A 26189-nucleotide genomic window follows, 5' to 3' on the forward strand; every position below is an offset into this window, starting at 1 on the left:
AGTGCAATCCAACACGCCGCCGGTCAATCAGCTGCGCGGTGTCGCCTCGCCCAGTTCGCCTGCATCCTTGATGGTCGCCTGGGCGATACTGGTCGGGCTCAGCTGGTCGGCGCCGGACAGGTCATTGGGCAGCATACCCGCCTCGGCAGTCTCGGCCGTTCCGGAGGCGTGCCGTGCCGGGGCGGTGCCGCGTCCGCGCTGCTTGCCGGTCCGTGCCTTGATCAGCCCCACGAAGGTCGGGGCCAGCGAAATCAGCAGGATCGCGACGATCACCAGCTCGAAATTGTTCTGTACGAACGGGATGCCGCCGAAGAAATACCCGAGCAGCGTGAACAGGGTCGACCATGTCAGGCCGCCCAGCACGGAGAACGGGGTGAAGCGCCGCCACTTCATGCCGGAAATACCCGAAATGAACGGCATGAACGTGCGGATGAACGGGAAGAACCGCCCGAGGAACACGGCAAGCGGGCCCCACTTGTTGATCATGCCCTCGGTGCGGGCAAGCCGTTCCGGCGTCATCGCCTTGACCTTGCCGGATTCGACGATTCGCCGGCCGAAGAAATGCCCGATGAAATAGTTGCACTGGTCGCCGATGATTGGCGCCGCCCACACGACCGGCAGCAGCAGGTTCAACGGCAGGGCGGCCTTGCCGGTCGTCGCGTCAGCGGCGGCGAAGCACCCGGCGGCGAACAGCAGCGAATCGCCCGGCAGGAACGGGAAGAACACCACGCCGGTCTCGATGAACACGATCAGGAAAATGAATCCCAGCGTCGGGGCGACGCCCATGGCGATCCAGGATGCGATGGCCGCGCGCGGATCCTTGAGCAGGCGGACCAGAAAATCAATAAACCCCATAATATCCTTGTCGAATGCCAGATGCCGCGTACCCGCAGGCCACGACCGTCCGTCTGGCGGTGATACGGTTGCCGTTCAAGCCTACCGCGTGCATCCCGCGAGGCGGGACGCATGGACGCCAGTTTCACGAGATTATCGTATAGAAACATTCAGCGAACGCATGGTGAACATACGGTGTCACAAATCGAACTCCGGCTTGGACAATGCATTGATGCCGGTTTCGCCTTGGGGCGCGGGTCCCGCCGTGGTGCCTGAAGGCATCGGCTCCGGCGTGCCCGGCGCAAGCCCCAGGGTTTCCAGCCGCATCCGCATATTTCCCGGGCCGTCATCGCACTGGCATACATGTTGCCTTGGGTGTACCGGGCGCCGATGTCGTCGAGCAGCCTGGTCTGCTCAACGGTGTCGATGCCGCTGAACACCAGGCTGATGCCATCGGCCTCGGCAAGCTTGATCGACCGTTTCATCAAAGTGACGGTACGCGCATTGCGGTAATCGTTGATGATGCCCGGATCGAATCTGATGGTCCTGACCGGGATGTTCGCGAGAGCGGAGATCTCGGAGTAGGTGGTGCCCGCCTGCGTGATCGCGATATCCACGTTGGGCATCGCGATGGGTTCCTCCAGCTCATCATCGAACTCGGTTTTGGCGGTGTTCAGTGCCAAGGTGTATCCGGTTACCAGGCAGAGCGCGATGCACCGTTTCCATGCCCGTGAGCGGGTGCCACGCGCTTATGCCCACCGTGCTTGACGGACTGGCGCACCCGGCCGGTGTGGGAGTCGCGTCCGCTGGCGGTGCTGATGATACTGGCGTGGTGGGTATCCGGCAGCTGTGTGACTGATTGTTTGCACGGCGGCCGGGTAGCGTCGGTTATCGACGGATCGGGGGTGGTATCCGGTCGTGGTGTGACTATGCGGTCGCACTGTGGCGGGATACCGCGGGCGCCGGCTTGGCCTGGCACGGGTATCGGCTCGCCGTGTGACTGGTAGTTCACGGTCCGGCATCGTTCAGGGCATGCCGGGCGATTGATGGTGCTGCCCCATGCGGCAAAACAGGCAGTGTACAATCGTGTACAGTCGAAAATACGTCTTGACAGCGTTGCAATTTCAACGTTTCTATTGCCGCAAATGTACACGGCCTGCGGACGCTCAGATCCATGACTGGAACCACATATGGCTCAGCCAGAACTCGTACGGGACCGGCATCGCCGTCCAGATCGGGTAGAAGAACACCGACACCAGGCAGATCGGCAGCAAGGCCGTGCCGAGCACGATCCGCCACGTCCCTCCGGCGACCCGTCGCCGTACGGCATCGCCGACATAGCAGATCGCGAGAATGATCCACGGCAGGATCACAATCGAGTAGAACGTGAACGTCGTGCGGTGCAGATACTGTGCCCACGGCAGCCAGCCGCCAAGGAATCCGGCGAGCACAGCCCAGATACGCCAGTCGCCGTGGCGGGCGATCGCGATGCCGATGCCGACGATCGTGCACAATGATCCGAGCCACCAGATTAGCGGATTGCCCAACGACGTGACCGCCGATACGCACTGCGAGTTCGGGGCCAGCGAGCACAGCCCCGGATGCCCGCCGAGCTTCTCCCAGTAGAAGCTGGTCGGACGCACCTGCAGCGGCCAGGTCAGCGGGTTCGCCTTGTAATCATGCGGCGCGTCGAGCGTGGTGTGGAACTGCCACATCTCCCGGTGATACTCCACAAAGGAACGCAGGCCCTCCGGCAGCCACGTGACACCCTGGCCGGGATGCGTGCGCGCCCAGTCATGCATATACGAATCCGGGTGCATGAACCAGCTCGCCCAGCCGGCCAGATAGGTGCCCGCCCACAGCGGCAGCATGGTTACGGCGGTCAGTGGCGCATCACACAGCAACCCCGTGGACAGCCAGCTGCGATACCCGGCGCGGTAGCGTTCCCACGCATCCCAGATCACGCTGATGACGCAGAACACCGCCATGAAATAGATGCCGGACCATTTGACGTCCGTAGCGAGGCCGACCAGGATCGCGGCGGCGGCACGATACCAGGAGAACGCGATGACCGGGCCGCGCGAATCCAACAGCATCGCCTGGCCGTGCCCGCCATCGGGTTCGTCGCCGGCTTGCGCAGACCGGACACGCCAGACGCGCCGTGCGCGGCGTGAGGTGTCGGGCACCCATCGGGCGTCCCGGCGTCTGGATTCAATCGCGTACCGTGCCCGCAGCTTCGCCCGGGCCCAATCGCGGTGCATGAGCAGCAGGTCGAAGGCGCCGAGCACGAACACCATGATGAAGATATCCAGCAAGCCGGTGCGGCTGAGTGTGATGCCCACGCCGTCGACGGACATGAGCAGGCCTGCGGACAGTGCGATTGACAGGTTGCCGAACAGCCGCAACGCCACACGGATCAGGATGATGATCGCGATCGTTCCCGCAATCGCCGTGCTCGCCCGCCATGCGAAGGTGTTGCCGGCGCCGCCGAACAGTTTCATGCCGAGCGCGATGCACCATTTGCCTACCGGCGGGTGCACCACGTATTCCGCGCTGCTCAGCCACCGGTTCGTGTCGCCTTGCGCGAACAGCGTGTCAACGGGGTAATCCAACCCGTCTCGGGTGAGGAATTCCGGCCAGTTGCGCGGCTCGCCGGTTTGCAGCATCGTCCACGCGTCCTTGACATAGTAGGTTTCGTCGAACACCACGGCACGCGGCTCGCCAAGCCGGATGAACCGTAGTGCGCCGCCGAACGCGGCCACCAGCAAGGTCAGCAGCCAGGATACCAGCCGGGGGGCGGCGGCGATGCGGGCACGCAAGCGGAGCACAGCGGCGGTGGCTACCGCCGACGGGCGTGTTCGCCCAGAATTCACGGAACTCAACACCATCACTCCCAAAGGTAGAGGATACTGGATGTATGACCAGTGACATCGAAGGACGCCAGATGGCGCCGCAGTCCTTACATGATAGCCCCGGAACCGTGGGGCGGGATACGTGGGGAGCGGGCGATCCCGGCTCGGGTATCGCCGTGCCTGCCGGGACGGTCGTACTCGCGGCCACGCCGATCGGCAATGTGGGCGACGCGTCCGCACGACTGGTGGCGCTGCTGGAACGCGCCGATATCGTCGCCGCGGAAGACACCCGCAGACTGTATGACCTGGCGAACCGGCTCGGCGTACACGTCAGCGGCAAGGTGGTCGCCTACCATGACCACAACGAGCGCAACAAGGCGGACGGACTGCTGGACAGCGTCGAAGAGGGCGCCACCGTGCTGGTGGTCTCGGATGCCGGCATGCCCACGATCAACGACCCGGGACTGGCGATCGTGCGCCGGGCGATCGACCGCGGGCTGCCGGTGACCTGCGCCCCCGGGCCCAGCGCGGTACTGGATGCGCTCGCCCTGTCCGGCTTGCCGACCGACCGGTTCTGCTACGAGGGGTTCGTTCCGCGCAAACACGCCGAGCGTCTGCAGCGGCTGCGTGCTTTGCGCGCCGAGCAGCGCACCATCGTGTTCTACGAGACCCCGCATCGTATCGCGGAATCCATGGCCGACCTGTTGGGCGAATTCGGCCCCGACCGCCGCATGGCCTTGTGTCGCGAACTGACCAAGGACTACGAGCAGATTCGACGCGGCACCATCGGTCAGATCAAACAATCGGTGGATGATGACCCGCCGCGCGGCGAGATCGTACTGGTCATCGAGGGGGCAAGCGATGCCGAAGCCCGTGACAGCGCGCCCTCCGCGTTGAGCGTGGAGGATCTTGCCGTGCTGTCCATCGACCGTGCGCGCGAGGACGGGCTGCGCATCAAGGACGCCATCGCCGAAGTCGTGCAGGAGCATCCCCTGCCGGACGGTTCGCTCGCCAACCGCAAGCAGGTGTATTCCGCGGTGCTGGACATGCGCTCATAATGGCGGCTTCCCGTCCGGCTCGTCGGGGCCGTCGTCGAACAGCACGTCGAACGCTTCCCTGACGCCCGGGCCTCCCGCCTGCGCCACATACTCCAGGATGGCGGCATCGGCCCGCGGATTGGCGACCAGCCATCGGCGCAGATCCGGGTGTTCCCTGGCGATGCGCCACAATACCGGCATCTCGGTCGCCGGGTCGCAGGCGATGGCCGGCGTATAGCGTACGGGCGGTGCCGGCGGCGGGCCGGTCGGCCGGCTTCCGGCGGCCCGTCCGCGTGCCGGAGCGGTCTGTGGCGATGACGCCGTGGACAGGCGCGATATCCCGATAGGGCGCTGTGACGCATCGGCTGGGTCTCCCGGTGTGTGGGCGCTGCGGTGCCGGTGTCGTATCGTCTCGAAGAGCCGCCCCAGCCGTCTCATGGTTCACCGCCTTCGTTTCCGGTGTCGCCGATGCATGCCAGGAACGTTCTCGCTTCGCGGATTTTCGGCCAATGCCTGCTGTCGGCGTCGAGCATGTCAAGACATTCGCCCGCGCCGAAATCGTACTGGTCCATCAGGAGCCGTACCGTCTGCCGGGCGGCCGACGGGTCGGCGCTTCTGCGGGCGTCGGCCTGGATCAGGGCGATGTCGCAAGCGGTCCGTACCGGTATGGTTACCGGCATGCCGCCGACCGTGGTGATGTGCCTGCTGTCGATCCTTCGGTTGAACGGCCGGATTCTGCGCCCGTGCAGGGTCGAACGGAAATGCGCGTCGGATACCACGTCGATGGTGGAGGGAAAATCGCCGCCGACCCAGATCCACGCGGCAAGCGAGGCGCAGGCGATTACTTTCGCCGGCGACGTCTGCAGGCAGATGGTGCCGCGCCCGTGCAAGGTGTCCGCGGGCTCCCCCAGATAGGCGCTGGCCGTGTCGAACGTGTGGAGCACACCTGAACCGGACATCCTTGTGACGCCCAGCGGTCCGGGAAGACTGCGCAAGTGCACGATGGGGACGGTATGCCGCCTCGGGATGCGCCTGTCACCCCGGCTCGGGGAGGGGCGGGACGGGGGTTCGTGGCCGCCGGGCCGCCGATGATGCTGCCCGTGCTGCTGATGCGCGTGCCCCGGCGCCGCGCTGCACGGATGTGTTGTCATTGCCATGGCACCACGGTATGGAAACGGTCCCGCCCCGGTCAAGGCTCCGGGCCCGTACCGGTGGATAAGTGGATTTCGGCGGGTATGCGGGGCTCGCTGTCCTCGCTGAGCCTGATAATCGGGCGTATGAGTCATATTTTGGTCAATGTTGCGTGGCCGTACGCGAACGGTCCGCGCCATATCGGGCATGTCGCCGGTTTCGGCGTCCCGTCGGATGTGTACGCGCGCTATCAGCGCATGAAGGGCAATGACGTGCTGATGGTGTCCGGAACCGACGAGCACGGCACCCCGATCCTCGTCGAGGCCGATAAAGAAGGGGTCAGCGCGCAGGAGCTCGCGAACCGCTACAACCGCGTGATCGCCAAGGATCTGTGCGATCTCGGCCTGAGCTATGATCTGTTCACCCGCACCACCACCGCGAACCATGAGCATGTCGTGCAGGAACTGTTCAAGCAGTGCCTGAAGAACGGGTACATCTATAAGGGCACGCAGAAGGTCGCCATCTCCCCGTCCAGCGGACGCACCCTGCCGGACCGCTATATCGAAGGCACCTGCCCGATCTGCGGCGCCGACGGCGCGCGCGGTGACCAGTGCGACAACTGCGGCAACGAACTCGACCCGGACGAGCTGATTAACCCGGTCTCCAAGATCAACGGCGAAACCCCGCGCTTCGAGGAAACCGAGCATTTCTTCCTCGACCTGCCGGCACTCGCCGAAGCGAACCTCGCTTGGCTCAAGACGCGTGAAGGGTGGCGCACGAACGTCATCAACTTCTCGCTCGGCCTGTTCAAGGAAGTCAAGCCCCGCGCCATCACGCGAGACATCGACTGGGGTATCCCCGTGCCGGTCAAGGGCTGGATCGACAACCCGAACAAGAAGCTGTACGTATGGTTCGACGCGGTGATCGGCTACCTGTCGGCGTCCATCGAGTGGGCCCGCCGAAAGGGCGACCCCGAAGCGTGGCGCGCCTGGTGGAACGACCCGGAAACCCCGGGCTACTACTTCATGGGCAAGGACAACATCACCTTCCACTCCCAGATCTGGCCGTCCGAGATGATCGCCTACAACGGCGCCGGATCCAAGGGCGGCGAGACCGGCAAGCTCGGCCCGCTCAACCTGCCGGAGCAGGTCGTGGCCAGCGAGTTCATGACCATGGAAGGCAAGAAGTTCAGCTCTTCGCGCGGCATCGTGATCTACGTGAAGGACATCCTTGCGCGCTACCCGGTGGACGCCGTGCGCTACTACATCTCCGTGGCCGGCCCGGAAACCTCGGACTCCGATTTCACGTGGGCAGAATTCGTGCGGCACAACAACGAGGAGCTCGCCTCCAGCTGGGGCAACCTGGTCAACCGTGTCGCCAACCTCATCTACAAGAACTTCGGCGCGATCCCGGAGCTTGACGAGGATTCGATGACGTCCGAGGACCGCGCGCTGCTCGAGGAGACCTCGGCGGCCTTCGATGTGGTCGGCGGGCTGATCGAGCGCCACCACCAGAAGAACGCGCTCAACGAGGCGATGCGCGTGGTCGGCGATATCAACAAGTACATCTCCGCCACCGAACCGTGGAAGATCAAGGATGACGAGAAGCATCTCGCCACCGTGCTGCACGTGGCCGCGCAGGCCGTGTCGGACGCGAACCACCTGCTGGCCCCGTTCCTGCCGCATTCCGCGCAGAAGGTGTGGGAGGCGCTCGGTGGCAAGGGTACGTTCTCGCCGCTGCCGCATATCGAGGAGGTCGAGGATCTTGACAATCCGGACTTCCGCTATCCGGTGATCACCGGCGACTACAAGCTCGGCGTGAACGTGCACCCGTGGAAGAGCGAGACCATCGAAACCGGCGCTCCGGTCGCCAAGCCGAAGCCGATTTTCGCGAAGATTCCGCAGGAGGCCGTGCAGGAGGAGCTGGACCGCTTCGAGGAGCAGCTCGCCCAGCGCAAGGCCGCGGAAGCCGAGCGTCTGGCCAAGGCGAAGGCACAGCTGGCTGAGGAAGAGGCCGCTGACAAGCCGGCCAAGACGGCTGAATAACCGCCGGCTGAATAACCGCGATTCGCGCGGATTGAGTGAATCACACGAATCACGCGAACATATGCCAGGCGGCGGGACCTGCCCTGTGAGGTGGGTCCCGCCGCCTGGTTGTTGCTATGGCTCGGTTGCTTCTATTGCGGTGCTCTGCCTGCCACTCCGCGAATCGGTTTACCTTACCCTCTCGAAGCGATATCGCGCAGCGTGGCGTCGATGTCGGCATCGATGAGGATGGATCGGTCAGCGATCTGGGGTGCGGTGACCGCCTCACCGAGATTGATGCTCGCGTAGATTGCGTTGCGGTTGACCGAAGTCCACTGCATGAACGGGAATTTGAAGATGATCGGCGTGTTCCCGCCGCTGCCCAAGTCAAGGAACAGCGTCCGGCTGCCGTCGGGCTCACCGACCCGCCGCGTTTCGAGGAAGGCCCGGTAGCGTTCTGCGGCCCGACGCCAGGCCTCGTCCTCGGCGAAGGTGTCGTCGCAGCGCAGGTTCGGCGCCATGGGAGAGCCGTCTTCCGGGCAATACGGGACGAGCTCGTCGGGGATTGTCATGCCGATGCCTGCCCATCCGCCGACCTCGTCTGGTGCGATTAGCTCGCCCCAGTCGTCGGCGGTGTCGGCGGTCATGTGCGCGAAGGTGAAGCCTTGCGCGAGCAGCATGCGCTTGACATCCCGCTCGTTATCGTACGTGCGGGATGTGCCGGTGCGTGAGCTTTGGAACAGCCCGTAGTCGCCCTGCGTGCAGAACAGGCGGTTGTCGGGGAAGCCGGTCCGCTGGAAGCAGTGGTCCACATTCGTGGTGATGACGGTGTAGTCGCTGCCGTCCAGCAAGGAGCGCAGAAGCCCGTAGGTGTCCTTGGGCGGGGCCATATAGCGGTTGATGTAGATGTGACGGCTCCACCACGCCCAGTAGGTGTTGAGGTCCGGGTATTCGGCGAACCCGCCGGAATACATGTCGCCGATGCCGTATGTGTTCGCGAAATCACTGAAATACCGTTCGAAGCGTTCGCCCGAATACGTGTATCCGGCGGATGTGGACATGCCCGAACCTGCGCCGACCACCATGGTGTCCGCATCGTGGATAGCGTTCGTGAGACGGGTGACGGTGTCGCCCGGCGTGTCGTGGGTGTATGGCGTGCGTGCGGCAGCGGAGGAGAACCGTGATGTGAACGGCATGATGTGCTTTCTGTCGGTGTTGGGGCTATTCGGCTGGATTGGCTGGGGTGGTCGGCGTGGTTTGTTCGTCGGGAGCGGGGATGCCGAGCAGCTGGCAGTAAATATGCTCGTCCGCCTCTCCGAAGACGTCGAAGATGACGGTCGGCGTTGCCGGGGTGCTGCCGTTGCCGGGGTTGGCCGGTTCGCCTGATCGGCCGGTTCCGGCGCTTGTGCTCGCATGTCCGGCGAGCCACGCGCGAACCGTGCGCACGGCGATCTCGGCGGCTTCCTGCTGCGGGAAGCCGAAGACCCCGGTGCTGATGCAGCAGAACACGATGCTGCGCAGGCGGTGTGCGGCGGCGAGATCGAGACAGCTGCGATAGCTTGAGGCGAGTAGCTCGCGGTCGCGGTCGCTGGGGTGCCCGGCGGCGATCGGCCCGACGGTATGGATGACATGCGTGGCCGGCAGATTGTACCCCGGCGTGATTTTCGCGCGTCCGGTCGCCTCGGGCGTGCCTTGTTCGCGCATAATCCGCGCGCATTCCAGACGCAGCTCGACGCCCGCAAAGGTGTGGATCGCGTTGTCGATGCACAGGTGGCCGGGCGCCCAGCACCCCAGCATCTCGCTGTTGGCCGCGTTGACGATGGCATCCGCCCGGATCGCGGTGATATCGCCGCGCCACAGCCGCAGCCGCGGGTCGGTCGCGGAGCGGATGGCCGAGGCATCGTCGATGTCGGTGATGCCGCGATTCGCGATGATATCATGCAGCAGCTCGTCCTGGTCCTTGAGCCACTTGCGGTCCGGCTCAATCGGTTCGCGCGTGTTCACGAATACACGGAACAACGTCCACAGGTCCTGCACTGTCATGGTGGCCAAGGCGTCGTCGTCTGTGCGGATATCCGGCATCCAGCCCCCAGTGCGGGCGCGCTCATCGGCAAGATAGCGCACCAACGGTATAAGACGTTCACTGAGATGATTCATGGCTCGCCTTTCCTGGACTTGTGGGCTTATCGGGTTTTGGACTCTTGGGGTTTGGGGTTTGGCTTCTGCCGCTGATTTCGATGGTTGCGTCTTGTGCAACGGCTTGACCCGCCCCCCACGACGGTATCGTACCGGTCGAGAAGGCGGGTCGGGGAAAGCGACGACGGCGGATGCCGGCCGCAGGGTGACAGGGCTCAGGCGCGCACCACGGAGATGCGTTGGCCGATGTGGTTGCCCGTGGCGATTTCATCGACGATGGCAATCGCGTAATCGGCGTAGCTGATGATGGATTCGCCGCGATCGTTGAGCTTCAGCTCTTCGCCGGCGAGAGTATACTTGCCGGTGCGCTCGCTGTCAGCCTGGAAATCGGCGGCCGGGGAAACGAAGGTCCAGCGCACGTCCTTGCGCTCGCGCAGCTCGGCGAGGGCCTTGCCCTGTGCCTTGGCGAGCGGCTTGAACGCGTCCGGGAAGTCCGGGGTGTCAACGAGCTGCGTCTTGTGCTCGGGGTCCACGTACAGCGAGCCTGCGCCGCCGACCACGATGAGGCGCGTGTCGGTGCCGGAGAGGATGTCCGCCAGATGCTTGAGCGAGGTGGAGTGTTGTGACAGGGTGTCGGGGGTCCAGGCGCCGAAGGCGTCCACGACCGCGTCGAAGCCCTTGAGGTCGTCGGCGGTCAGGTCGAACAGGTCCTTGATGATGGCGCGCTGGGCGGCGGTCTTGTTCTCGCCGCGCACGATGGCGGTGACGTCGAAGCCACGATCGACGGCTTCCTTGACGATGAGCTTGCCGGCCTTGCCGTTTGCTGCAACAACTGCGATGGAGGTCATGGGTGTTCTCTTTCCGTTCTGGGCTCGATGCGGGGCGCATCACTGGCTGGCGGCCAGGCCGTGCACCTCATTGGTATCTTTTCGAACCTCTGTTTCTTTTTGACACTATTGACTATATCGCGTATAGTTACAAAAAGAAACCTAGCAAGGGAAAGTGCCTAGGGTACCGTTTGGTAACAATTTGATAGTTTCAAGGAAAACGAGGAGAAAAATCATGACCGAAACGACGGCTCTCGGCGTGTCGCCCCAGGATTTGCCGGCCTGCCCGGTCGAGACCACGCTGAGATTGATCGGCAACAAGTGGGAAGTGCTCGTGCTGCGCGACCTGATGCCGGGCACCAAGCGGTTCGGCGAGCTCAGGCGGTCCATCGGCGGTGTCTCGCAGAAAGTGCTGACCGCCAAGCTGCGCGAGATGCAGGCGGATGGCCTGGTCGAACGCCACGTCTATGCGGAAGTGCCCCCGCGCGTGGAGTATTCGCTGACCCCGCTCGGCCGCAGTCTGAAGCCGGTACTTGATTCGCTGGAACAGTGGGGGACGGCATACAAGAAGAAGGTCGCTGCAGCCGGACGCTGAGCGCCTCGCCGTACGCGCCTGTCCGGTGATGCTGGCCGGCACAATTCCGTTACATGATTGCCAGAGAATTTTCAGAAACGCGCATTGTTATTCCAAGAATCGGGCGGTTATATAAATCATGTCAACGGTTCGACCGGTGGCGAGGCCCGTGAGGACCCCATAATTGAACCCCTTCTTCTCTCTTCTCTCTCGCCCGGCGGCCCAAACCGCCGGGTTTCTTCTTTTCTATCGCACAGTAGGTGCCGTGCCGTGCGGGGCAGCGACGCAAGTCCCTCCGCTTCTGCCGACGCTGGGTGCGCTGTGAGCGTCGGTAGAAGCAGAGATGGGACAGCCTCGGGTGAATACATAACTTGGCAAATACGCGAACCGGTACATGCACAAACCGGCGAATACGCAAACCAGCTACGCCAAGCCACCGCTCGGCGTAGCTGGTTCGGGAAGACAACGGCTGGATTCAGTCGCAGCGGCGGGTCAGCGGCTGCCACGGCTCGATATCCACCGGCTCGGTGCCGAGAATCGCCGTTGTGGCCTCATCCAGATATTCCGTGCGGATGATCAGCTCGGTGACAAACCGGTCGAACCAGTCAGCCGACGCGACATAATAGCCGTCCTCGCCGGCATCCTTGCCCCAGCTGTTTTCGACCTTCCAACGGTCCGGCTTGCCGTCGGCGTCCAGATTCACGCCGGTCAGCGTCATCGCGTGGTTGCTTGCGGAATCCCAGTATTCCAGGCCCTGGCCCTTGTCGAACGTGAATTCCGTACCGAACAGCTGGTCCACGCGCACGGTGCCGCGGTCGAAAATCCCGGCGTCACGCAGCGAGAACTGCATGCAGTCGCATGCGAACCAGATCGGGTGCCCGGCGCTGAGCTGGTCGACCGCCGCCTTACGGAACACGTCGAGTGGCACGTTGACGAACTCCATATCCCCGGCTTCCGCCACATTCGCGGTCCACTTGATCCGGTAGCGCCTGCCGAACGGGGTGCGGGCCATCGGCGCGTTGCACAGGGTGACGGCGTCGTTCACATCCACCGGCACATACTTGTGCATGAACTCGAGTGGCGTAATGCCGTATTCGCGGATCTGCGGGCGGTCATCACGGCCGTCCTCGCCCTTGGAATCCTTGGGATCTTTGGAATCCTTCGTCTTGTCGGCGTTTTTCTTGCCGTCGGCGTCGTCGTCGCCCTTGGTGCGGGCCAGGAAGTCGAAGCGTTCCGGCGGCTCGCCGAGCGCTATGCAGCAGATGCGGTACACCGTCGCCATATCCTCGGTCTTCGCCGCGCGCAACGCCTCCAGGCTTTCGCCCGCTGCATGACGGTCACGCAAGTCCGCGGCGAACTCACGCAGCTTTGTGTTCAGATACTGCTTGAACGCGTCGGAATTGCGGGAATTCGCGGATTCCGGGTACGCGGATTTCGGGACCAGACCATACTTGTTGACCAGCGCGACGAACATCTGCCACCAGCCGCCGTCATCGGCCACGGTATCGTTGATGATCTCGAACACGCGGCTGTCGGTCGGCTCGTCCAGTGTCGCCAGCACGTTCTCCAGATACGTATTCGACTTCTCGATGGCGTCCCAGAAGAACAAATAGGACTCGGAGAACTCGAAATCCTCGAGCTTCCAGCGATGCATGAGCTCATACCGCAAGGTGTTGAGCGAGGCGAACATCCAGCAGCGGCCGGAACGTTCCTGATTCGTGATCGAACCCTGCTTGAGCTCGATCGAGAAGTCACGCGGGAGCGCGCGCACGCCATGGTAATCGGTGGCCGCCTTCAACACGCCCACGCTGGTGGCCGCATTCGCAGCGACCGCGTTCGCCCGGTCGGCGTTGAACCGCTGGGAGAACTCGCGCAGCTGCTCGGGCCGCAATGCCTTCGGATCGGCTGGATCGGTGATGCCGTTATTCGCCATGATGCTCCTTGCTCGTGTGTGTCTGTGTGCATGTGTGTGCATGTGCCAATATCAGAACCAACATCGTACTCCGGGCGGGTTCCGGCCGGTCGCGTGCTGTCGGTCGCGTGCTGTTGGCCGTGCGCTGTCGCCGCATACGTGACTAGGCGGAATCTCAAGCCACGACGTCGATTCCTGCGTGCCGCCCGCGATTAGACTGGAGGGCATGTCCAAGCATCACCATCGCGACCGCAGCTGGGCGCCCGCCCCCGAGCCGCTTCCCGCCGATGCGCAAGTCATCGACAACCATACGCATGTGGCGAGTGTCGTCCCCTTCGCCCGGGAGATGAACCGGCAGGCCATCGAACGCGACCAGCCGCCGGTGCCCGTGTATTCGGTCGACGAGCTGCTCGCCCAAGCGCAGGCCGTCGGCGTCGAGGGGATTATCGACGTCGGATGCGAATATCCGAACCTTGACACCGCCGTGCAGATGGCCATTGACCACCAGGGCGTCGTGCACGCGGCGCTTGCCATCCATCCCAATGAGGCCGTGTTGCACGGGCATCGGGGCGTTCCCGGTCCCGACGGCCTGCCGCTGAGCTACAAGCCCTACCATGACGTCAGTTTTGAGGATGCACTTGCGCGCGTACACCGGCTGGCGGTCGATCATCCGCGCGAGGTGGTGGCGATCGGCGAAACCGGCATGGACCTGTTCCGCACGGGGGAGGGAGCCAAAGAGCTGCAACGGCAAGCGTTCCGCGACCATATCGCGCTCGCCAAGGAATTGGGCCTGCCCATGCAGATCCACGACCGCGACTCGCACCGAGAGGTCATCGACACGCTGCTCGCGGACGGCAGCCCCGAACGCACGGTGTTCCACAGCTATTCCGGCGACGCCGACATGGGGCGCATCGCCGCCGAACACGGCTGGTACCTGAGCTTTTCGGGAACCGTCAGTTACAAGGGCAACGACGGAATCCGCGAATCGGCGCGGCTCGTAGGCCTCGACCACATCATGGTGGAGACGGATGCGCCGTATCTGAGCCCGATGCCATACCGCGGGCGCACCAATGCGCCGTATATGATTCCGTATACGCTGGCCGCGCTCGCCGAGGTCTTCGATTTGCCGATTGCCGAGGTCGCGCGCGCCACCCGGCGTACCACGCGCGAGGTGTACGGCATCTGAGTGTGCTGGTGGTCCGGGGGCGTGCGGGCGGTCCGGTGATGCGCGGCAAGTCGCCGATGGAGGTGTATCTTCGGGTTGCTGCGTGCCGGGTGTCACGGGGATAGCGGGTTGTGCTCGTATCTGCGGCAGGTAATGGTGGTTGAGCTGGCATCTTTGGGTTCCTGCGCATCGGCATCGCCGGGAACCGGCGGCTGCGTGTGTATCTTCGGATCGCCGGTTTCCTGGCGTTTCAGGGATGGTGGGTCGGGTCTCTATCTCCGGGAGGAATCGGCGGTTGCACTCGCGTTGCGGGTTCCTGCATGCCGGTGTCGTCGGCATCGAGCGGTTGGGCGCGTATCTTCCAATCACCGTGAAAACTAGACAGAACCGCGAGATGTCCCCCATAATGCGCCCGGATTTTTGCAATATCTCGCGTCCGTCGTATAAACTTGCGGCTGTCTGTAAAGGAATCGTGATGGCATCGCGGTTCGTTTGCCGGACATGAGAGTTCACGAGCGGGGAGGGTCCCTGCCGATGGAGGAAATGTTATGGCGGAATCACGGCAGCGTGAATCTTCGCATACCGCCAATCAGTCGAAGCAATCGCAAGAGCAGCAGGCTGACGAACGTATGCGCGAGACGTTGCTGAAGGCCGATACCTTCACCAACGCGCCCAAGGTCTCTCGCAAGACGTCGACCAAAGAAGAGCGCGAGGTAATCGCCAAGCAGCAAGAAGAAGAGCATAGGGAAGCGGAAAAGCTCGCGAAGACGGCAACCAGGGGGGCCATCGGCCGCTGGTGGACGAGGCTGCAGTCCGGCCCGAACAAGGTCACCTTCAGCATGGCGGTCGTCGCGCTCGGTGTGGTATACGGCGACATCGGCACGTCGCCGTTGTATACGATGCAGACCTTCCTCAACGGGCAAGGCGGCATCCAGAACGCTGATAGGGAAGCAATCCTCGGCGTGCTGTCCCTCGTATTCTGGTCAATCACACTGATCACCACCGTGAAATACGTGCTGATCGCCATGCGCATCGATAACAAGGGCGAGGGCGGCATCTTCGCCCTGTACTCGCTGATTCGCAAGTATGGCGGCTGGCTGGCGATCCCCGCGATGCTTGGCGGTGCCGCATTCCTCGCGGATTCGGTACTCACCCCGGCCGTGTCGATTTCCTCGGCAGTCGAAGGCTTGAAAACCATTCCGGTGTTTGAACCCATGTTCCGGGAAAACGCGAATCTGACGATGATCATCACCGCGATCATCATCCTGCTGCTGTTCTCAGTCCAGTCGCGCGGTACGGAAAGCATCGGCCGCGTATTCGGCAGTATTGTGATGGTATGGTTCGGGTTCCTCGCCGTCGTCGGTGTGTTCAACCTGAGCAACGATTGGAGTGTGTTCGCCGCCCTCAACCCGGTGTACGGCATCCGTTTCCTGTTCAGCCCGCATAACGCGGCAGGCATCGCCCTCATGGGCACGGTCTTCCTGTCGACCACGGGCGCCGAGGCGCTGTATTCGGATATGGGCCACGTGGGCCGCGGCAACATCTACTTCACCTGGCCGTTCATCAAAATCGCACTCGTGTTCAACTATTTCGGGCAGGGCGCGTGGATGCTGCGCAACCAGCACAATTCGGCACTTGAGGACGTGGAGAGCCTCAACCCGTTCTTCCAGATGATGAGCCCGGGCGTGCGCTATCTTGCGGTCGCGCTGTCGGTCACGGCGGGCATCATCGCCTCGCAGGCGCTGATCACCGGCGCGTTCACCATGGTCGCCGAGGCCACGGGTCTCAACTGGATGCCGCATCTGCAGGTGCGTTACCCTGCGCGTACGCGCGGCCAGCTGTATATCCCGGTGGTCAACGGCGTGCTGTGCGTCTCCACGCTGGCCGTGTTGTTCCTGTTCCGTGATTCGGAGCATATCTCCGCCGCCTATGGTCTGGCGCTGACCATCACCATGATCACCACGACCGTGCTGCTCGCGGTGTACATGTGGTACAACCGGCATAAGGTCGGGGCGATCGTGTTCTCGATCGTGTTCCTGTCCATCCAGATCATGTTCTTCATCGCCTCGATGGCGAAATTCATGCACGGCGGCTGGTTCACGATGCTGCTGACCTTGCTGATCCTGATGATCATGGTCACGTGGAATGACGGCACGAAGATCGAACGCTCGCAGCGCCGCCATATGAAGCGCAAGGATTTCCTGCCCGCGCTCGAGAAGCTGCACGGCGACTTCCGTATCCCGTATTTCGCGGACAATATCGTGTATCTGACGTCCGATAGCGAGATGAAGCGGCTGGACACGGATATCTTCTTCTCGATCTTCGCGGACCATCCCAAGCGTGCGCGCGCCTGGTGGGCGGTGTCCGTGCAGACGACCGACGAACCGTTTACCCGCGAGTATTCGGTTGAGAATTTCGGTACGGATTATCTGTTCCGTGTGAAGATCAAGCTTGGATTCAAGGTCTCCCAATCGATTCCTGCGTATATCCACCAGATCATGCATGATCTGGAGCACACGGGCGAACTGCCGCAACAGAAGTCGCAGTACCCGAAGCTTGACGCCGATCCGGGCGTGGGCACGATCAAGTACGTGCTGATCCACAAGGCGCTGATGCCGGAATCCACGATTTCGCAGCGTGGGGCGCTGTCTTTGCAGATGAAGTATGCGATCCGCCATGCGGCGGGTTCCCCGGTCAAGTGGTTCGGTCTGGCGCCGTATAACCCGCTGATCGAGGTGCAGCCGCTGTTCCTGTCGACGCGTAGGCCGCCGCGGCTCAAGCGTGAGGCGAACAATCTGCGGCAGATCGAGTCGAACGAGGATATCCTCGCGCTGGCCAGATCTTCAGCGAAATCCGCGGAGAAGCCGGCAAAATCACCGGCGAAGCCCGCCGCGGGCTCATCGTCGAAACCCGCCAAGACGGCGAAACAAGCGGAATCACAGGCCGCGAGCGCCAAGCCGGGCCGTGCCCCGCAGCGCAACGGCAATGCGAAGTCCGCCGGTTCGCCTCATCCGCCGGCAAACCAACGCAAGCAGCAGTAGCCGCTGAAGCACGCATCCGAGCCGTCCATGATGGGCGGCTCTTTGCTATAACCAACCCCTATAGCCACACGGTCCGGCGGTGTCCCGTCGCCCGTTAGAGTGGATGGTTATGTGCAGGTTACTGGGTTACGCGACTGCGGGGTTCAACCGCAGCCTTCAAGATGTGCTGGGCGGCGAACAGGCGGTCAGGGACTTTCGCGCGATGAGCGCGGTCCACAATGACGGCTGGGGCACCGCTTCGTTGCGCACGCCCGAGGAACCGCCGTACCGCAGGGATGGTGGCGCGCTGTCGCCTGAAACCGGCACGCGCCTGTACAAAACCACCACGTCGGCCTTGCATGACCCGGTGTTCGAAGACCTCGCCCAGCAGCCGGCTCGCGGCGCGCTGTGGCATTTCCGCCTGGCCAGCTCGCATCTGCCGCTGATTTTGGAGAATCAGCAGCCGTTCTTCGCCAACGGGCTGAGCTTCATTCATAACGGCGATATTTCGGATGAGCAGGGGCGCAACATCATTGAGAACCATGATTTCCCCGTGGATCACAGCGTATTCCTGTCCACGGGCGGTCGCAGCGATTCTGCGGTGTTCTTCGCGGTGATCCTGGAATACATCGGTTTCGGTTTCCCTCTGGACGAGGCGGTCGCCCAGGCGGTGCGCGAACTGCGGCAGAGCTACCCGAAATCCAGCTACAACTGCATGGTCCAGAGCGGCGACCAGCTGGTGGCATTGCGTGCTTCGGGGCGTACCGAGGTGCCGCCGCGCATCATGGAAGTGTATGCGGGGTACGGCTGGCAGCAGCATGCCATCGACTATCGCGTGATCCGGTATCGGCGGATCCTGGGCGTTGACGGCACGGCGGAGGGCGTGGTCGTCGCCAGTTCCGGTTTCCCGCAGAGCGAGGCCGACGGCTGGACGGAGCTTGACAACGACCAGATGATCGTCGCCTCGAACCGTACCGGCGAGTTCCGCCTCGAAACCATCTGAGAGCCCGCCCTCACCCACAAACTGTCTACGCTGGGAGGCTTGTGGGCGTAGCTGGTTTGTGGGAGGTTCCAAACTGGTGACGCTAGGAGGGCACGTTGCGTAGACAGTTTGTAGAAGGGGCGCTTCAGTCACAATGGGCGGAGGGGATTCGGCGTGCTCCTTACAATGGACGGTATGAGTGGATATGTTCCGACACTGGCCCAAGTCGATGAGCTGCACAGGAAAATCGCGCCATCGCAGGCGGCATATGATCTGATACACACGCATTGCGTCATCGTGGCGACCATCGCCCGCGAAATCGTGCGGCACCAGAACGCGCTGTTCGTGCGGCGCTGCACGCTGCCAACAGATTCATCCGGGCGACCCGACCCCTCGCAGGCTGCGGCCTCCGACGGCATCACCGGCGGCGAGATCCCGCCGAGGCTCCTGGACGAGAACCTCGTGGTGATCGGCGGATTGCTGCACGACATCGGCACGTACCGTGTGCTCAAGCACGATGGGTCCGACGGCGAGCCCCTGAAATTCGACGGGCCGCACTACATCGAGCACGGCCTGCTCGGCTACCGATACCTGCTGGATGAAGGCGTGGACGAGTCCATCGCCCAGTTCGCGCGCAACCATACCGGTGTGGGGCTCACGAAGGACGAGGTGATCCGGCAGGGCCTGCCCTTGCCGCCGGCGGATTACGTGCCCGTCAACCTCGAACAGGAGGTGGTCATGGTCGCCGACAAGTACAACAGCAAGTCCGTGCCCCCGAAGTTCCTCACCGCGCAATCGTATGCGAACAAGGCGGCCCGCTTCGGCGAGGATAACCGCCGCGCCTGGCTTGATCTGGTCGACAAGTACGGTGAACCGGATATTCCAGCGCTTGCCGAGCGGTTCCACCAGCGTGTGGTGTGATTGACGTGCTGAATACGAGTGGAGGCCTGCATCCCATCGTGGGGTGCAGGCCTCCACTCATCAGACCGGCCGGCCGGGTGGTGCCGGGCATACAGTGCCGGTCATGAGGTATCAGTCATACAGCGCGAACGCCTCGTCGCACGCGTCGGCCACATCATCGTTGTCGGTGACGATGATCACGCACCGGCCGGTGTCCGCCGTCTTGCGGTCCGGATGGGCCAGACGGTTGAGCAGCTTGAGAATCGTCGAAGCATCCTCGGCGTCAAGCCCCGCCGTCGGCTCGTCAAGCAGCAGGACCTGCGCCTCGCAGCAGATGGCGCGCGCGATGGCCAGCCGACGCCGGTCGATTTCCCGCAGCTTGCCGGCGGGTGTGTGTACGAGCGCCTCATAATTCTCGACGGCGAGCTCGCTGCCGTCGCCGAACTCGGTCCGGTCAAGCAGGTCGCGCGCGATATCGGGCTTGGGCTGCAGGAAGTTGCGGCCCGAAGCGTCCATCGTGTACACGAGGTTGCCGATGGCATCCAGGTCGTCGCGGATCGCATAGCGTTGCGGCACGACCCCGAGGCGATGCGCGCGCGCCTCCGACGGGTCGAAGGAGGCCAGGTCGTTGCTTTTGAGCATGACCCTGCCGCTGGTGGGGTACAGCATGCCGGAGGCGACGGCCATGAATCCGACGCGCTGCTCGGCATCCTCCGGGTCCACCAGTATCGCGACCGTGCGGCCGTTATAGCAGTCGAGACTGATGTTGTCGAGCACGTTGCGCCCGGTCTTGCGGTTTTGCAGGATGACGTTGTTGAATGCGAACGCCGGATAGGACTTCAACGCGATATGGCGGCGGTTGCGCAGTTCCCTGTCGATGCGCGAAGAGGCGCGGGTCGCGGTATCGGCGTTCTTCGCCGCAGTCGTCGCCGTGGCCGTGTCTTCTGCTTCGGCCGGGCGGTTGGCGGCATCCGCATCGGTATCGTCGATGACGACGCTGAACTCCACGCTTTCCATGGATTCGTCCTGCTGCTCGATCTGGTCGGGCTGGTTGTTCTCGCTCACTTGGATTCCTCCTTGGTCTCAGTCGTGTCCCGCGGCTCGAACAGCGTGATCTTGCGTACGGCGATCACGCGGAACATGGCGATGAATGACAACACCAGGCAGGCGAGCAACCCGTAGCCGATGGTCTGCCACACCAGGCTGGAAGGCATGGGAACACCATAGCCGCCGGCAAGCTGGTGGGCGAGCGGCTTGGTGCCGAAGCCGCCGGTCAGGGCGCCGATGGCGAAACCGCAGACGGTGGGGATCAGTACTTCCAGCATGAACTGCCAGGCGATACGCGCCTTGGTGACGCCGACCAGCATGGCCGTGGCGATTTCGCCGCGACGACCGGCCAGGCCAAGCGCCACCATCACGACAAGCAGCAGCCCTCCGACGACGAGCAGCGCGATTCGGGCGATACGCAGGCGTTCAGCAAGCTGGCCCAGTGGCTTGATGCTCGCGACATAGGCGTCGAGCGAGGTCGAGACGATCTCATAACCGGACGGCAGCTTCGCCTTGTTGATGAGCTTCACGAACTTCTTGTACGCGCTCACGCTGTCCATGGTGAAGGTGACCTGGAGGTCCGGGATCGCCCAGCCCTTGCCGGTGGTGCTGTCGAAGCCGTTGATGGCGAACGCATAATAGCCGACGAAAATCGCGTTGTCGCGGTTGTCTTTCGCGAGTTTCGTGGAGGCGGCGGATTTGCCGTCCTTGTACCGGTAGATGCCGGCGACCTTGAGCTTGACGGTCGTCTTCGCGTCGGTGGGGTTGACGATGGTGAAGGTGTCGCTGACCTTGAGGTTGTTCTTCTTGGCCACGGTTTCGGAAATCAGCGCCGAGGTCGAATCCGTGCTGGACGTGGAGTAGGAGATGTTCTTGCCCTTGACGATGGTGAAGGCGCCCTGGGCGTTGGCGGCGGCCGCCTCCTTGCTGTAGAAGGTGCGCAGTGTGAACTCGCCGCCGGTCTTGTTGGCGTCCTGGTCGGCGGTGCCGGCGACGGCTTTGAACGTCGAGGTCTGACGGACCGGCACGGCCTCGGTGAAGGTGTACGTGAAGGTGAGGTTCGCGCTTTGGGCGGCGCTGGCGTACGTGGAGTATTTCGTCCACGTCAGGTAATGCTTGCTCCAGCTGGAGTCGGCCCCGTTGTATTTCGACTGCACGGACTGCTTGAGTTTCAGGTCGAGTGTCGGCTTCTGGGCGTCGTAGCCGGAACCGTACGCGGTGTCGCTTGCTTGGATGACCGCTGTGGAAAACATCGTTCCGAAAGTGACGAGCAGGGCGGTGATGATGGTGAGCAGTGAGCGCCACTTATGGCGTTTGAGCGCTGCCCATGCGTTCTTGAGAACGAACATGCGGTAACTTCTCCAGTCTCTGGCGGCATCGCCGCCGACGCGTACATATATGGCCAGTCTACGTTCATGGTGCTGATGAAATGCTGGGAACTCCGGTAGTATTTCGGTGGCGCATGGCGGATTTTGCGTGGTTTCGGGGTCTATCCCGCCTATGTGTGGCAGGTTCATGCCACACATGAGGATAAGATGGGCGGGTGAGATGTGCTCGGTGGATGGTGCCTTTGTGCTCGGTGATTGGGGTTGCTGTCGCGTTTGGCGTGGTGATGGGGTGGTTCCCGCACACGTCGATGATCTGGCGATACCCGTTGCAGCAGATTGACGCGCCTGCCCATTATTATTTCGTCCGCAGGATTCTGGGGGAGGGGCTCGGGGCTGCGACGCATCTGTGGCCGAATGATGCGTATTACCCGCCGCTGTTCCATCTGCTTGCCGCGGGGCTGATACGCGGGGCGGCTGTGTTCGGCGTGCATATGCCGATTTATGCGGCGGTGAACATCGTGTGGCTGGCGACGTCGGGCATCGTATGGCCGGCAGGTGTGCTCTTGCTGTCCACATACTGGACACGTTTGGTGGATGGACGGGGCTGGCGGCCGTTCTCCTGCGCCATGGCGATCATCGTGCCGGTGCTGTCCGTCTCCTCGGCGAGCCACCCGTTCCTGATGCTCGCCCGCGGGCCATTGTTCGCCTACGGATTGGCGACCTCGCTCCTGCCGTACTGGCTGTATGTCACGCTGCGTTTGTGTGACGCCCTGACCGATCGTTGGCGGCAGCGCAAGGTGGGGCATACCGCAGACGATGACGGGGGTGACGGGACGGAACGGCCCGCGGGGGCATGGGCGCAGGCGCAGACGGGGACGCGGACGCGCGTATGGCCGTGGATTCTCGGTTTCATCGCCGTGGGCGGGCTGTGCATGTTCGCCCACCCGCGCATCGTCTTCTCCTGGCTGCTGCTCATGGCGCCGTTCATCGTGCTGCGCATGCCGTGGAAAGTCGTCGCAGGGCTCGCCGGCGCGGTCGTGTGCGGGGCGGCCGCGCTGTTCGTCTATATGCGCGGCTCCTACCAATCCAACAGATACGGCAATCCGGCGGCATGGTTCCACACCTTCGTGCCGTCGCGCACGGTGCCTCAAGCGTTGCGCACCTTCATCACGGACAACATCTCGGGCCCGGGCGGATGGTTGATGGCGGGCGTGACCGTGCTTGCGCTGGTCGTCATCGGCTACGTGATTGCACGGCCGCAGCAGGTGTTCAAGCGTGCTGATTCCGACGCTGCTCATCCCGGTGAAAGCGGATACCGCAACACCCGTAGGGATGCGATCGCTTTGGTTATCGCATGGCTGCTGCTCATGTTGCTGTTCGTCTGCTCGACCTCGTTGACTGGGTGGTTTCCGAATATCGTCGCCGCGGCTTGGTACCGGGCGGAGACCCGGCCACTGAGCATGATTCCGTTCGGCGTGATTCCGCTGCTGGTCTTCGCCGCGTGTGCGGTGGCGAGCGGAGACGGATCGGTGTCGGTCCCGATGCCGTGGAAGGGCGGTGACCGTGTGCGAAGCGGTGGGCGTGTGTGCAGCGACATCCGACTAACGCGTACCGCCCGGCAGAGCATCGTTGTGGTCGTGCTGGCGGCGCTCGCCGTCACCTGCCAGTTCGGCAATACGGAACGGGCGGCGTTGTCGCAATCGGTGTATCACAATGTGCAACTGACTGATGAGCGGCCGGAAGAGCAGCTGACATCCAGCAAGTATCGGGCGCTCGGCGAGGTCGTGAAGGTGACCGGTACGCGCGCGGTCGTCATATCCGATCCGCTGAACGGCTCGATGTACGCGGTAAGCCTGTACGGGGCCAACATGTTGTACCCGATTTACAACCCGATGAAAGAGAAGAACGGAGCGATTTTCGAGCAGACCGAGCTGTCCTTCGCCTCGGGGGATGACACGCGGCTGCTCAATACCGTGTGCCCGCTGGGCGGTGACGACACGCCCACATATTTCCTGACGATGGGTCCTCAGGCACCGAGCCTGCAACTGTTCACGTTCCGCCAGCAGTTCGACCCGTTCCACGACGAAGGGCTGATTGCACAATATGAGCGTCACGGCACGCTCGTCAAAGTGCGTGATCTTGGCCAATACGGGCATGGCTGGGCGCTCTACCGCTTCGGATGCGGCGTCGTGCGCGGCTGATGTTGGCGGAGAAATCGTGCGCCGATGTGACTTTCAGCGGCAGGTGGCCATGCTGTAAGCGCGCGGATGCCATCGTTATCATGCGTCGTGCGCAAGATTGCGAGCGAAGCCTGAAATCTCCTCTTACAGCGGCGTGCCTACTCTTGCAAACATTTGCATGATGATAGACTGATGCTACGTCATGCAGCCTGATGCATGATACAGCTCGGTTTCGTGGACATTCGAAATCGTGAAATCCGAACGAATCGATGGAAAGAGGCGATGATGGCAAAGAACAAGAACACGAAAAAGGCGTTTGATGACATCAATTTTGCGCTTGTCAACATTATTTTCCTGCTGATCCTCCTTGTATCGATGATTCCAAGAGGCGAGTGGGTCCTCATGGCGTTCATTTGTGTGCTGATGCTGCTCAACATCACCATGATGATAACTGGCAACGCCAAAAAGAACACCAAGCAAGATGACAATGCGGGCAAGGCCGAACAGATTCAAACTGAGTGACGGCTCACACCGCAGCAGAGGGAGTGCTGGGAAGGCAGAACGTCATTGTGGTCGATCAACGCTGACGACAACGGTGCTGACGATTTTGTCGGCGAAGGTTTGCCGTTGACTGTCCCACAGCGGCCAGAGGAAGCCGATGCACAACGACGCGAAATCAGCGAGATGCGCCAGTTCTCGCAATCCCATTCTCAAGGCTGATATCGGGGCGCCGGATTCCTGATCGAGCACTTGCAGACGCAGAAGCTGGTGCGCCCATGATTGCCCGTTGCGTGTGGATAAGGCGGAGATGACGCCGGCGACAAGCAGACTGGCGCAGCTAATCCAGGTTTCAGCGGCTCCGCCCGGTGAGGATTTGCCGAACAGCAGGGTGCCGATGAGCTGCGAGAGCAACGATGCTGGCAGCACGATGCGAAGGATATACGCTGCGGCTCGGCGCAGCCAGAGAGTGAACATCGTCGTTCCTTTCCGTCGACGGCCGAGCAAGAGGTATTGCAAGGGCTTACCGGCCGTGCTGTGAGGTCGTATTGCCAAGTCTAGCGGTCGAAACAGGCGGCGCGCGGACTGAAACGCCGGGTTTGTGGGGCGAGCGGATTGTGCCGGTGCTGGGTGTCGGTGGAGGCAGTCGCTCTCTGTTTTGCCGGCGGTGTGCTGGTGACGGGTGTCGACAGACGGTCTGTTTTCTGCTTCTGTCGACGCTGAGGTGCCTGTCAGTGTCGGCAGAAGGTTTGGGATTATGCTCGTGCCGAGAGACTTGCTGTGGGTGTACGAATTGGCCGATAGCCCCATATCTAGCGCCCATTTCGCATGTTATGCAAAACCCCGGATGCCTTGCAATGCTTGGCTTCCGGGGTACCTGTGCGGAGGATACGAGATTCGAACTCGTGAGGCTGTTACACCAACACGCTTTCCAAGCGTGCGCCATAGACCACTAGGCGAATCCTCCATTGCTTGTGGAAACGCGCCTGCGCGCGTAACCGGGCAACTCGAATAGAGTACCACGAACTATCGGACATGCAAACCCGCGTGGGTGTGTCGCGCACGATGCGCCGCCCCTCACGCGGATGTCCTACACTTGGAGGTATGTCCATCGCATCACAGGAAGCACTTAAGCAGCTCGACCGTATTGTCGCGCTCGGCTACCCTGATGTGGCCGATATGAGCGCGGAGGCATTCCGCGCGCTTGCCCGCCCGCTCATCAGCGCGCTCGAAGACAGCGACCTCGGTTCGAATATCCTGCTCGTGCCTACGCGCGAGCTGGTATCGCCGGAATCCCTGATTGCACGAACCAGCATCAACCGCATGGCCGGTTTCACAACGATGCCGCCGCGCGATATCGCCAGTTTCCTGCCGCAAGACGGTTTCGAGCCGCCGGAAGGCCCGTTCTACCTGGTCATCGACCCACACACGGGCACCGCGTATATCAACCGCGAACCGGATGTCGCGCGCAAACTTATCGACTCCGACGAGCGCCTGCCGCTCACACTTGAGGAGGGGCTCGCCATCGCCACCCAGCATCCGGACTGGCTGGTGGAGAAAAACGGGTTCAACCTGCTCGGTTCGCGCAGTGCCGACGGCCGCGCGCCCAGCATCTGGATGAGCCAGAACGCTCCAAGGCTGGGAGCCGTGTGGCCGAATTCGCGGCACACATGGTTGGGAAACGCCTACTGCCGTTCGCGCTGCGGGGTTTCGCTCTTCCACTGGGCGTGATTAATAGGCGT

Annotated in this window: 22 protein-coding genes and 1 tRNA gene; 10 read left to right on the forward strand and 13 right to left on the reverse strand. The window is 62.7% G+C overall.

Annotated features, from left to right (window positions below; genetic code table 11):
* Window positions 1-27: 27 nt before the first annotated feature.
* The 3 genes from WD012_RS06740 to WD012_RS06750 form a co-directional block, all read right to left on the reverse strand.
* Window positions 28-855 (reverse strand): DedA family protein, encoded by an 828-nt coding sequence (locus WD012_RS06740; protein WP_339562999.1) that lies wholly within the window; start codon window positions 853-855, stop codon window positions 28-30.
* A gap of 149 nt (window positions 856-1004) precedes the next feature.
* The gene (locus tag WD012_RS06745; RefSeq protein WP_339563000.1) at window positions 1005-1517 is read right to left on the reverse strand and encodes an EAL domain-containing protein; all 513 of its coding nucleotides are present in this window, start codon (window positions 1515-1517) and stop codon (window positions 1005-1007) included.
* Window positions 1518-2000: 483 nt separating this feature from the next.
* Window positions 2001-3608: a dolichyl-phosphate-mannose--protein mannosyltransferase gene (locus WD012_RS06750; RefSeq protein WP_339563050.1), complete on the reverse strand. Its 1608-nt coding sequence runs from the start codon at window positions 3606-3608 to the stop codon at window positions 2001-2003.
* Between the two features lie 170 nt (window positions 3609-3778).
* Between WD012_RS06750 and rsmI the strand changes: the two genes are divergently transcribed.
* Window positions 3779-4744 carry a 16S rRNA (cytidine(1402)-2'-O)-methyltransferase gene (gene rsmI / locus WD012_RS06755; protein WP_422614380.1) on the forward strand — a complete coding sequence of 322 codons (966 nt, stop codon included), beginning with the start codon at window positions 3779-3781 and terminating at the stop codon, window positions 4742-4744.
* Here rsmI and WD012_RS08535 read toward each other — a convergent pair.
* Both WD012_RS08535 and WD012_RS06765 read right to left on the reverse strand, forming a co-directional pair.
* Window positions 4739-5161: a variant leucine-rich repeat-containing protein gene (locus tag WD012_RS08535; protein WP_479686354.1), complete on the reverse strand. Its 423-nt coding sequence runs from the start codon at window positions 5159-5161 to the stop codon at window positions 4739-4741. The two genes, rsmI and WD012_RS08535, sit on opposite strands and share 6 nt — an antisense overlap.
* A complete protein-coding gene (locus tag WD012_RS06765) occupies window positions 5158-5667 on the reverse strand; it encodes a hypothetical protein (RefSeq protein WP_339563003.1) in 510 nt (169 codons plus the stop codon). The genes WD012_RS08535 and WD012_RS06765 overlap by 4 nt, the downstream gene beginning before the upstream one ends.
* Before the next feature lie 333 nt (window positions 5668-6000).
* Here WD012_RS06765 and metG point away from each other — a divergent pair, with 333 nt between their 5' ends.
* Window positions 6001-7899, forward strand: coding sequence for a methionine--tRNA ligase (gene metG, locus WD012_RS06770; protein ID WP_339563004.1), 1899 nt, complete (start codon window positions 6001-6003; stop codon window positions 7897-7899).
* A gap of 173 nt (window positions 7900-8072) precedes the next feature.
* Here the strand turns inward: metG and WD012_RS06775 are convergent, their stop codons facing one another.
* From WD012_RS06775 to WD012_RS06785, 3 genes are all read right to left on the reverse strand, one after another.
* On the reverse strand, window positions 8073-9074 hold the full coding sequence (locus WD012_RS06775) for an SIR2 family NAD-dependent protein deacylase (RefSeq protein ID WP_339563005.1): 1002 nt from the start codon (window positions 9072-9074) through the stop codon (window positions 8073-8075).
* A 25-nt stretch (window positions 9075-9099) separates the two neighbouring features.
* Window positions 9100-10035: a protein-ADP-ribose hydrolase gene (locus WD012_RS06780; RefSeq protein ID WP_339563006.1), complete on the reverse strand. Its 936-nt coding sequence runs from the start codon at window positions 10033-10035 to the stop codon at window positions 9100-9102.
* A gap of 194 nt (window positions 10036-10229) precedes the next feature.
* Window positions 10230-10862, reverse strand: coding sequence for an NAD(P)-dependent oxidoreductase (locus WD012_RS06785; protein ID WP_339563007.1), 633 nt, complete (start codon window positions 10860-10862; stop codon window positions 10230-10232).
* A gap of 214 nt (window positions 10863-11076) precedes the next feature.
* Here WD012_RS06785 and WD012_RS06790 point away from each other — a divergent pair, with 214 nt between their 5' ends.
* Complete coding sequence (locus WD012_RS06790; protein WP_339563008.1) at window positions 11077-11436, forward strand: winged helix-turn-helix transcriptional regulator; 360 nt, start codon at window positions 11077-11079, stop codon at window positions 11434-11436.
* Between the two features lie 454 nt (window positions 11437-11890).
* Here WD012_RS06790 and WD012_RS06795 read toward each other — a convergent pair whose 3' ends face one another.
* A complete protein-coding gene (locus WD012_RS06795; RefSeq protein WP_339563009.1) occupies window positions 11891-13348 on the reverse strand; it encodes a C1 family peptidase in 1458 nt (485 codons plus the stop codon).
* A gap of 205 nt (window positions 13349-13553) precedes the next feature.
* On the opposite strand from WD012_RS06795, the gene WD012_RS06800 reads away from it, so the two are divergent.
* The 4 genes from WD012_RS06800 (at window position 13554) to WD012_RS06815 (ending at window position 19415) form a co-directional block, all read left to right on the forward strand.
* On the forward strand, window positions 13554-14513 hold the full coding sequence (locus tag WD012_RS06800; RefSeq protein WP_339563010.1) for a TatD family hydrolase: 960 nt from the start codon (window positions 13554-13556) through the stop codon (window positions 14511-14513).
* 608 nt (window positions 14514-15121) lie between these two features.
* Window positions 15122-17533: a KUP/HAK/KT family potassium transporter gene (locus tag WD012_RS06805; RefSeq protein WP_422614381.1), complete on the forward strand. Its 2412-nt coding sequence runs from the start codon at window positions 15122-15124 to the stop codon at window positions 17531-17533.
* A 109-nt stretch (window positions 17534-17642) separates the two neighbouring features.
* A complete protein-coding gene (locus WD012_RS06810) occupies window positions 17643-18515 on the forward strand; it encodes a class II glutamine amidotransferase (protein ID WP_339563012.1) in 873 nt (290 codons plus the stop codon).
* Between the two features lie 174 nt (window positions 18516-18689).
* On the forward strand, window positions 18690-19415 hold the full coding sequence (locus WD012_RS06815; protein ID WP_339563013.1) for an HD domain-containing protein: 726 nt from the start codon (window positions 18690-18692) through the stop codon (window positions 19413-19415).
* Between the two features lie 111 nt (window positions 19416-19526).
* On the opposite strand, the gene WD012_RS06820 is transcribed toward WD012_RS06815, so the two are convergent.
* On the reverse strand, window positions 19527-20459 hold the full coding sequence (locus WD012_RS06820) for an ATP-binding cassette domain-containing protein (RefSeq protein WP_339563014.1): 933 nt from the start codon (window positions 20457-20459) through the stop codon (window positions 19527-19529).
* Window positions 20456-21790: an FtsX-like permease family protein gene (locus WD012_RS06825; RefSeq protein WP_339563015.1), complete on the reverse strand. Its 1335-nt coding sequence runs from the start codon at window positions 21788-21790 to the stop codon at window positions 20456-20458. The genes WD012_RS06820 and WD012_RS06825 overlap by 4 nt, the downstream gene beginning before the upstream one ends.
* A 230-nt stretch (window positions 21791-22020) precedes the next feature.
* On the opposite strand from WD012_RS06825, the gene WD012_RS06830 reads away from it, so the two are divergent.
* Window positions 22021-23970 (forward strand): DUF6541 family protein, encoded by a 1950-nt coding sequence (locus WD012_RS06830; RefSeq protein WP_479686355.1) that lies wholly within the window; start codon window positions 22021-22023, stop codon window positions 23968-23970.
* 261 nt (window positions 23971-24231) lie between these two features.
* On the forward strand, window positions 24232-24471 hold the full coding sequence (locus WD012_RS06835) for a hypothetical protein (protein WP_339563017.1): 240 nt from the start codon (window positions 24232-24234) through the stop codon (window positions 24469-24471).
* Window positions 24472-24513: 42 nt separating this feature from the next.
* Here WD012_RS06835 and WD012_RS06840 read toward each other — a convergent pair whose 3' ends face one another.
* Window positions 24514-24924 carry an RDD family protein gene (locus WD012_RS06840; RefSeq protein WP_339563018.1) on the reverse strand — a complete coding sequence of 137 codons (411 nt, stop codon included), beginning with the start codon at window positions 24922-24924 and terminating at the stop codon, window positions 24514-24516.
* Between the two features lie 405 nt (window positions 24925-25329).
* Window positions 25330-25414, reverse strand: a tRNA-Ser gene (locus WD012_RS06845).
* Window positions 25415-25551: 137 nt separating this feature from the next.
* On the opposite strand from WD012_RS06845, the gene WD012_RS06850 reads away from it, so the two are divergent.
* Entirely contained in the window at window positions 25552-26178 is a 627-nt protein-coding gene (locus WD012_RS06850; RefSeq protein WP_026503340.1) for a DUF5701 family protein, read from the forward strand.
* Window positions 26179-26189: the final 11 nt, after the last annotated feature.

The organism is Bifidobacterium thermophilum, assembly GCF_037482445.1.
In the GTDB taxonomy this organism is placed as follows: Bacteria; Actinomycetota; Actinomycetes; order Actinomycetales; family Bifidobacteriaceae; genus Bifidobacterium; species Bifidobacterium thermophilum_B.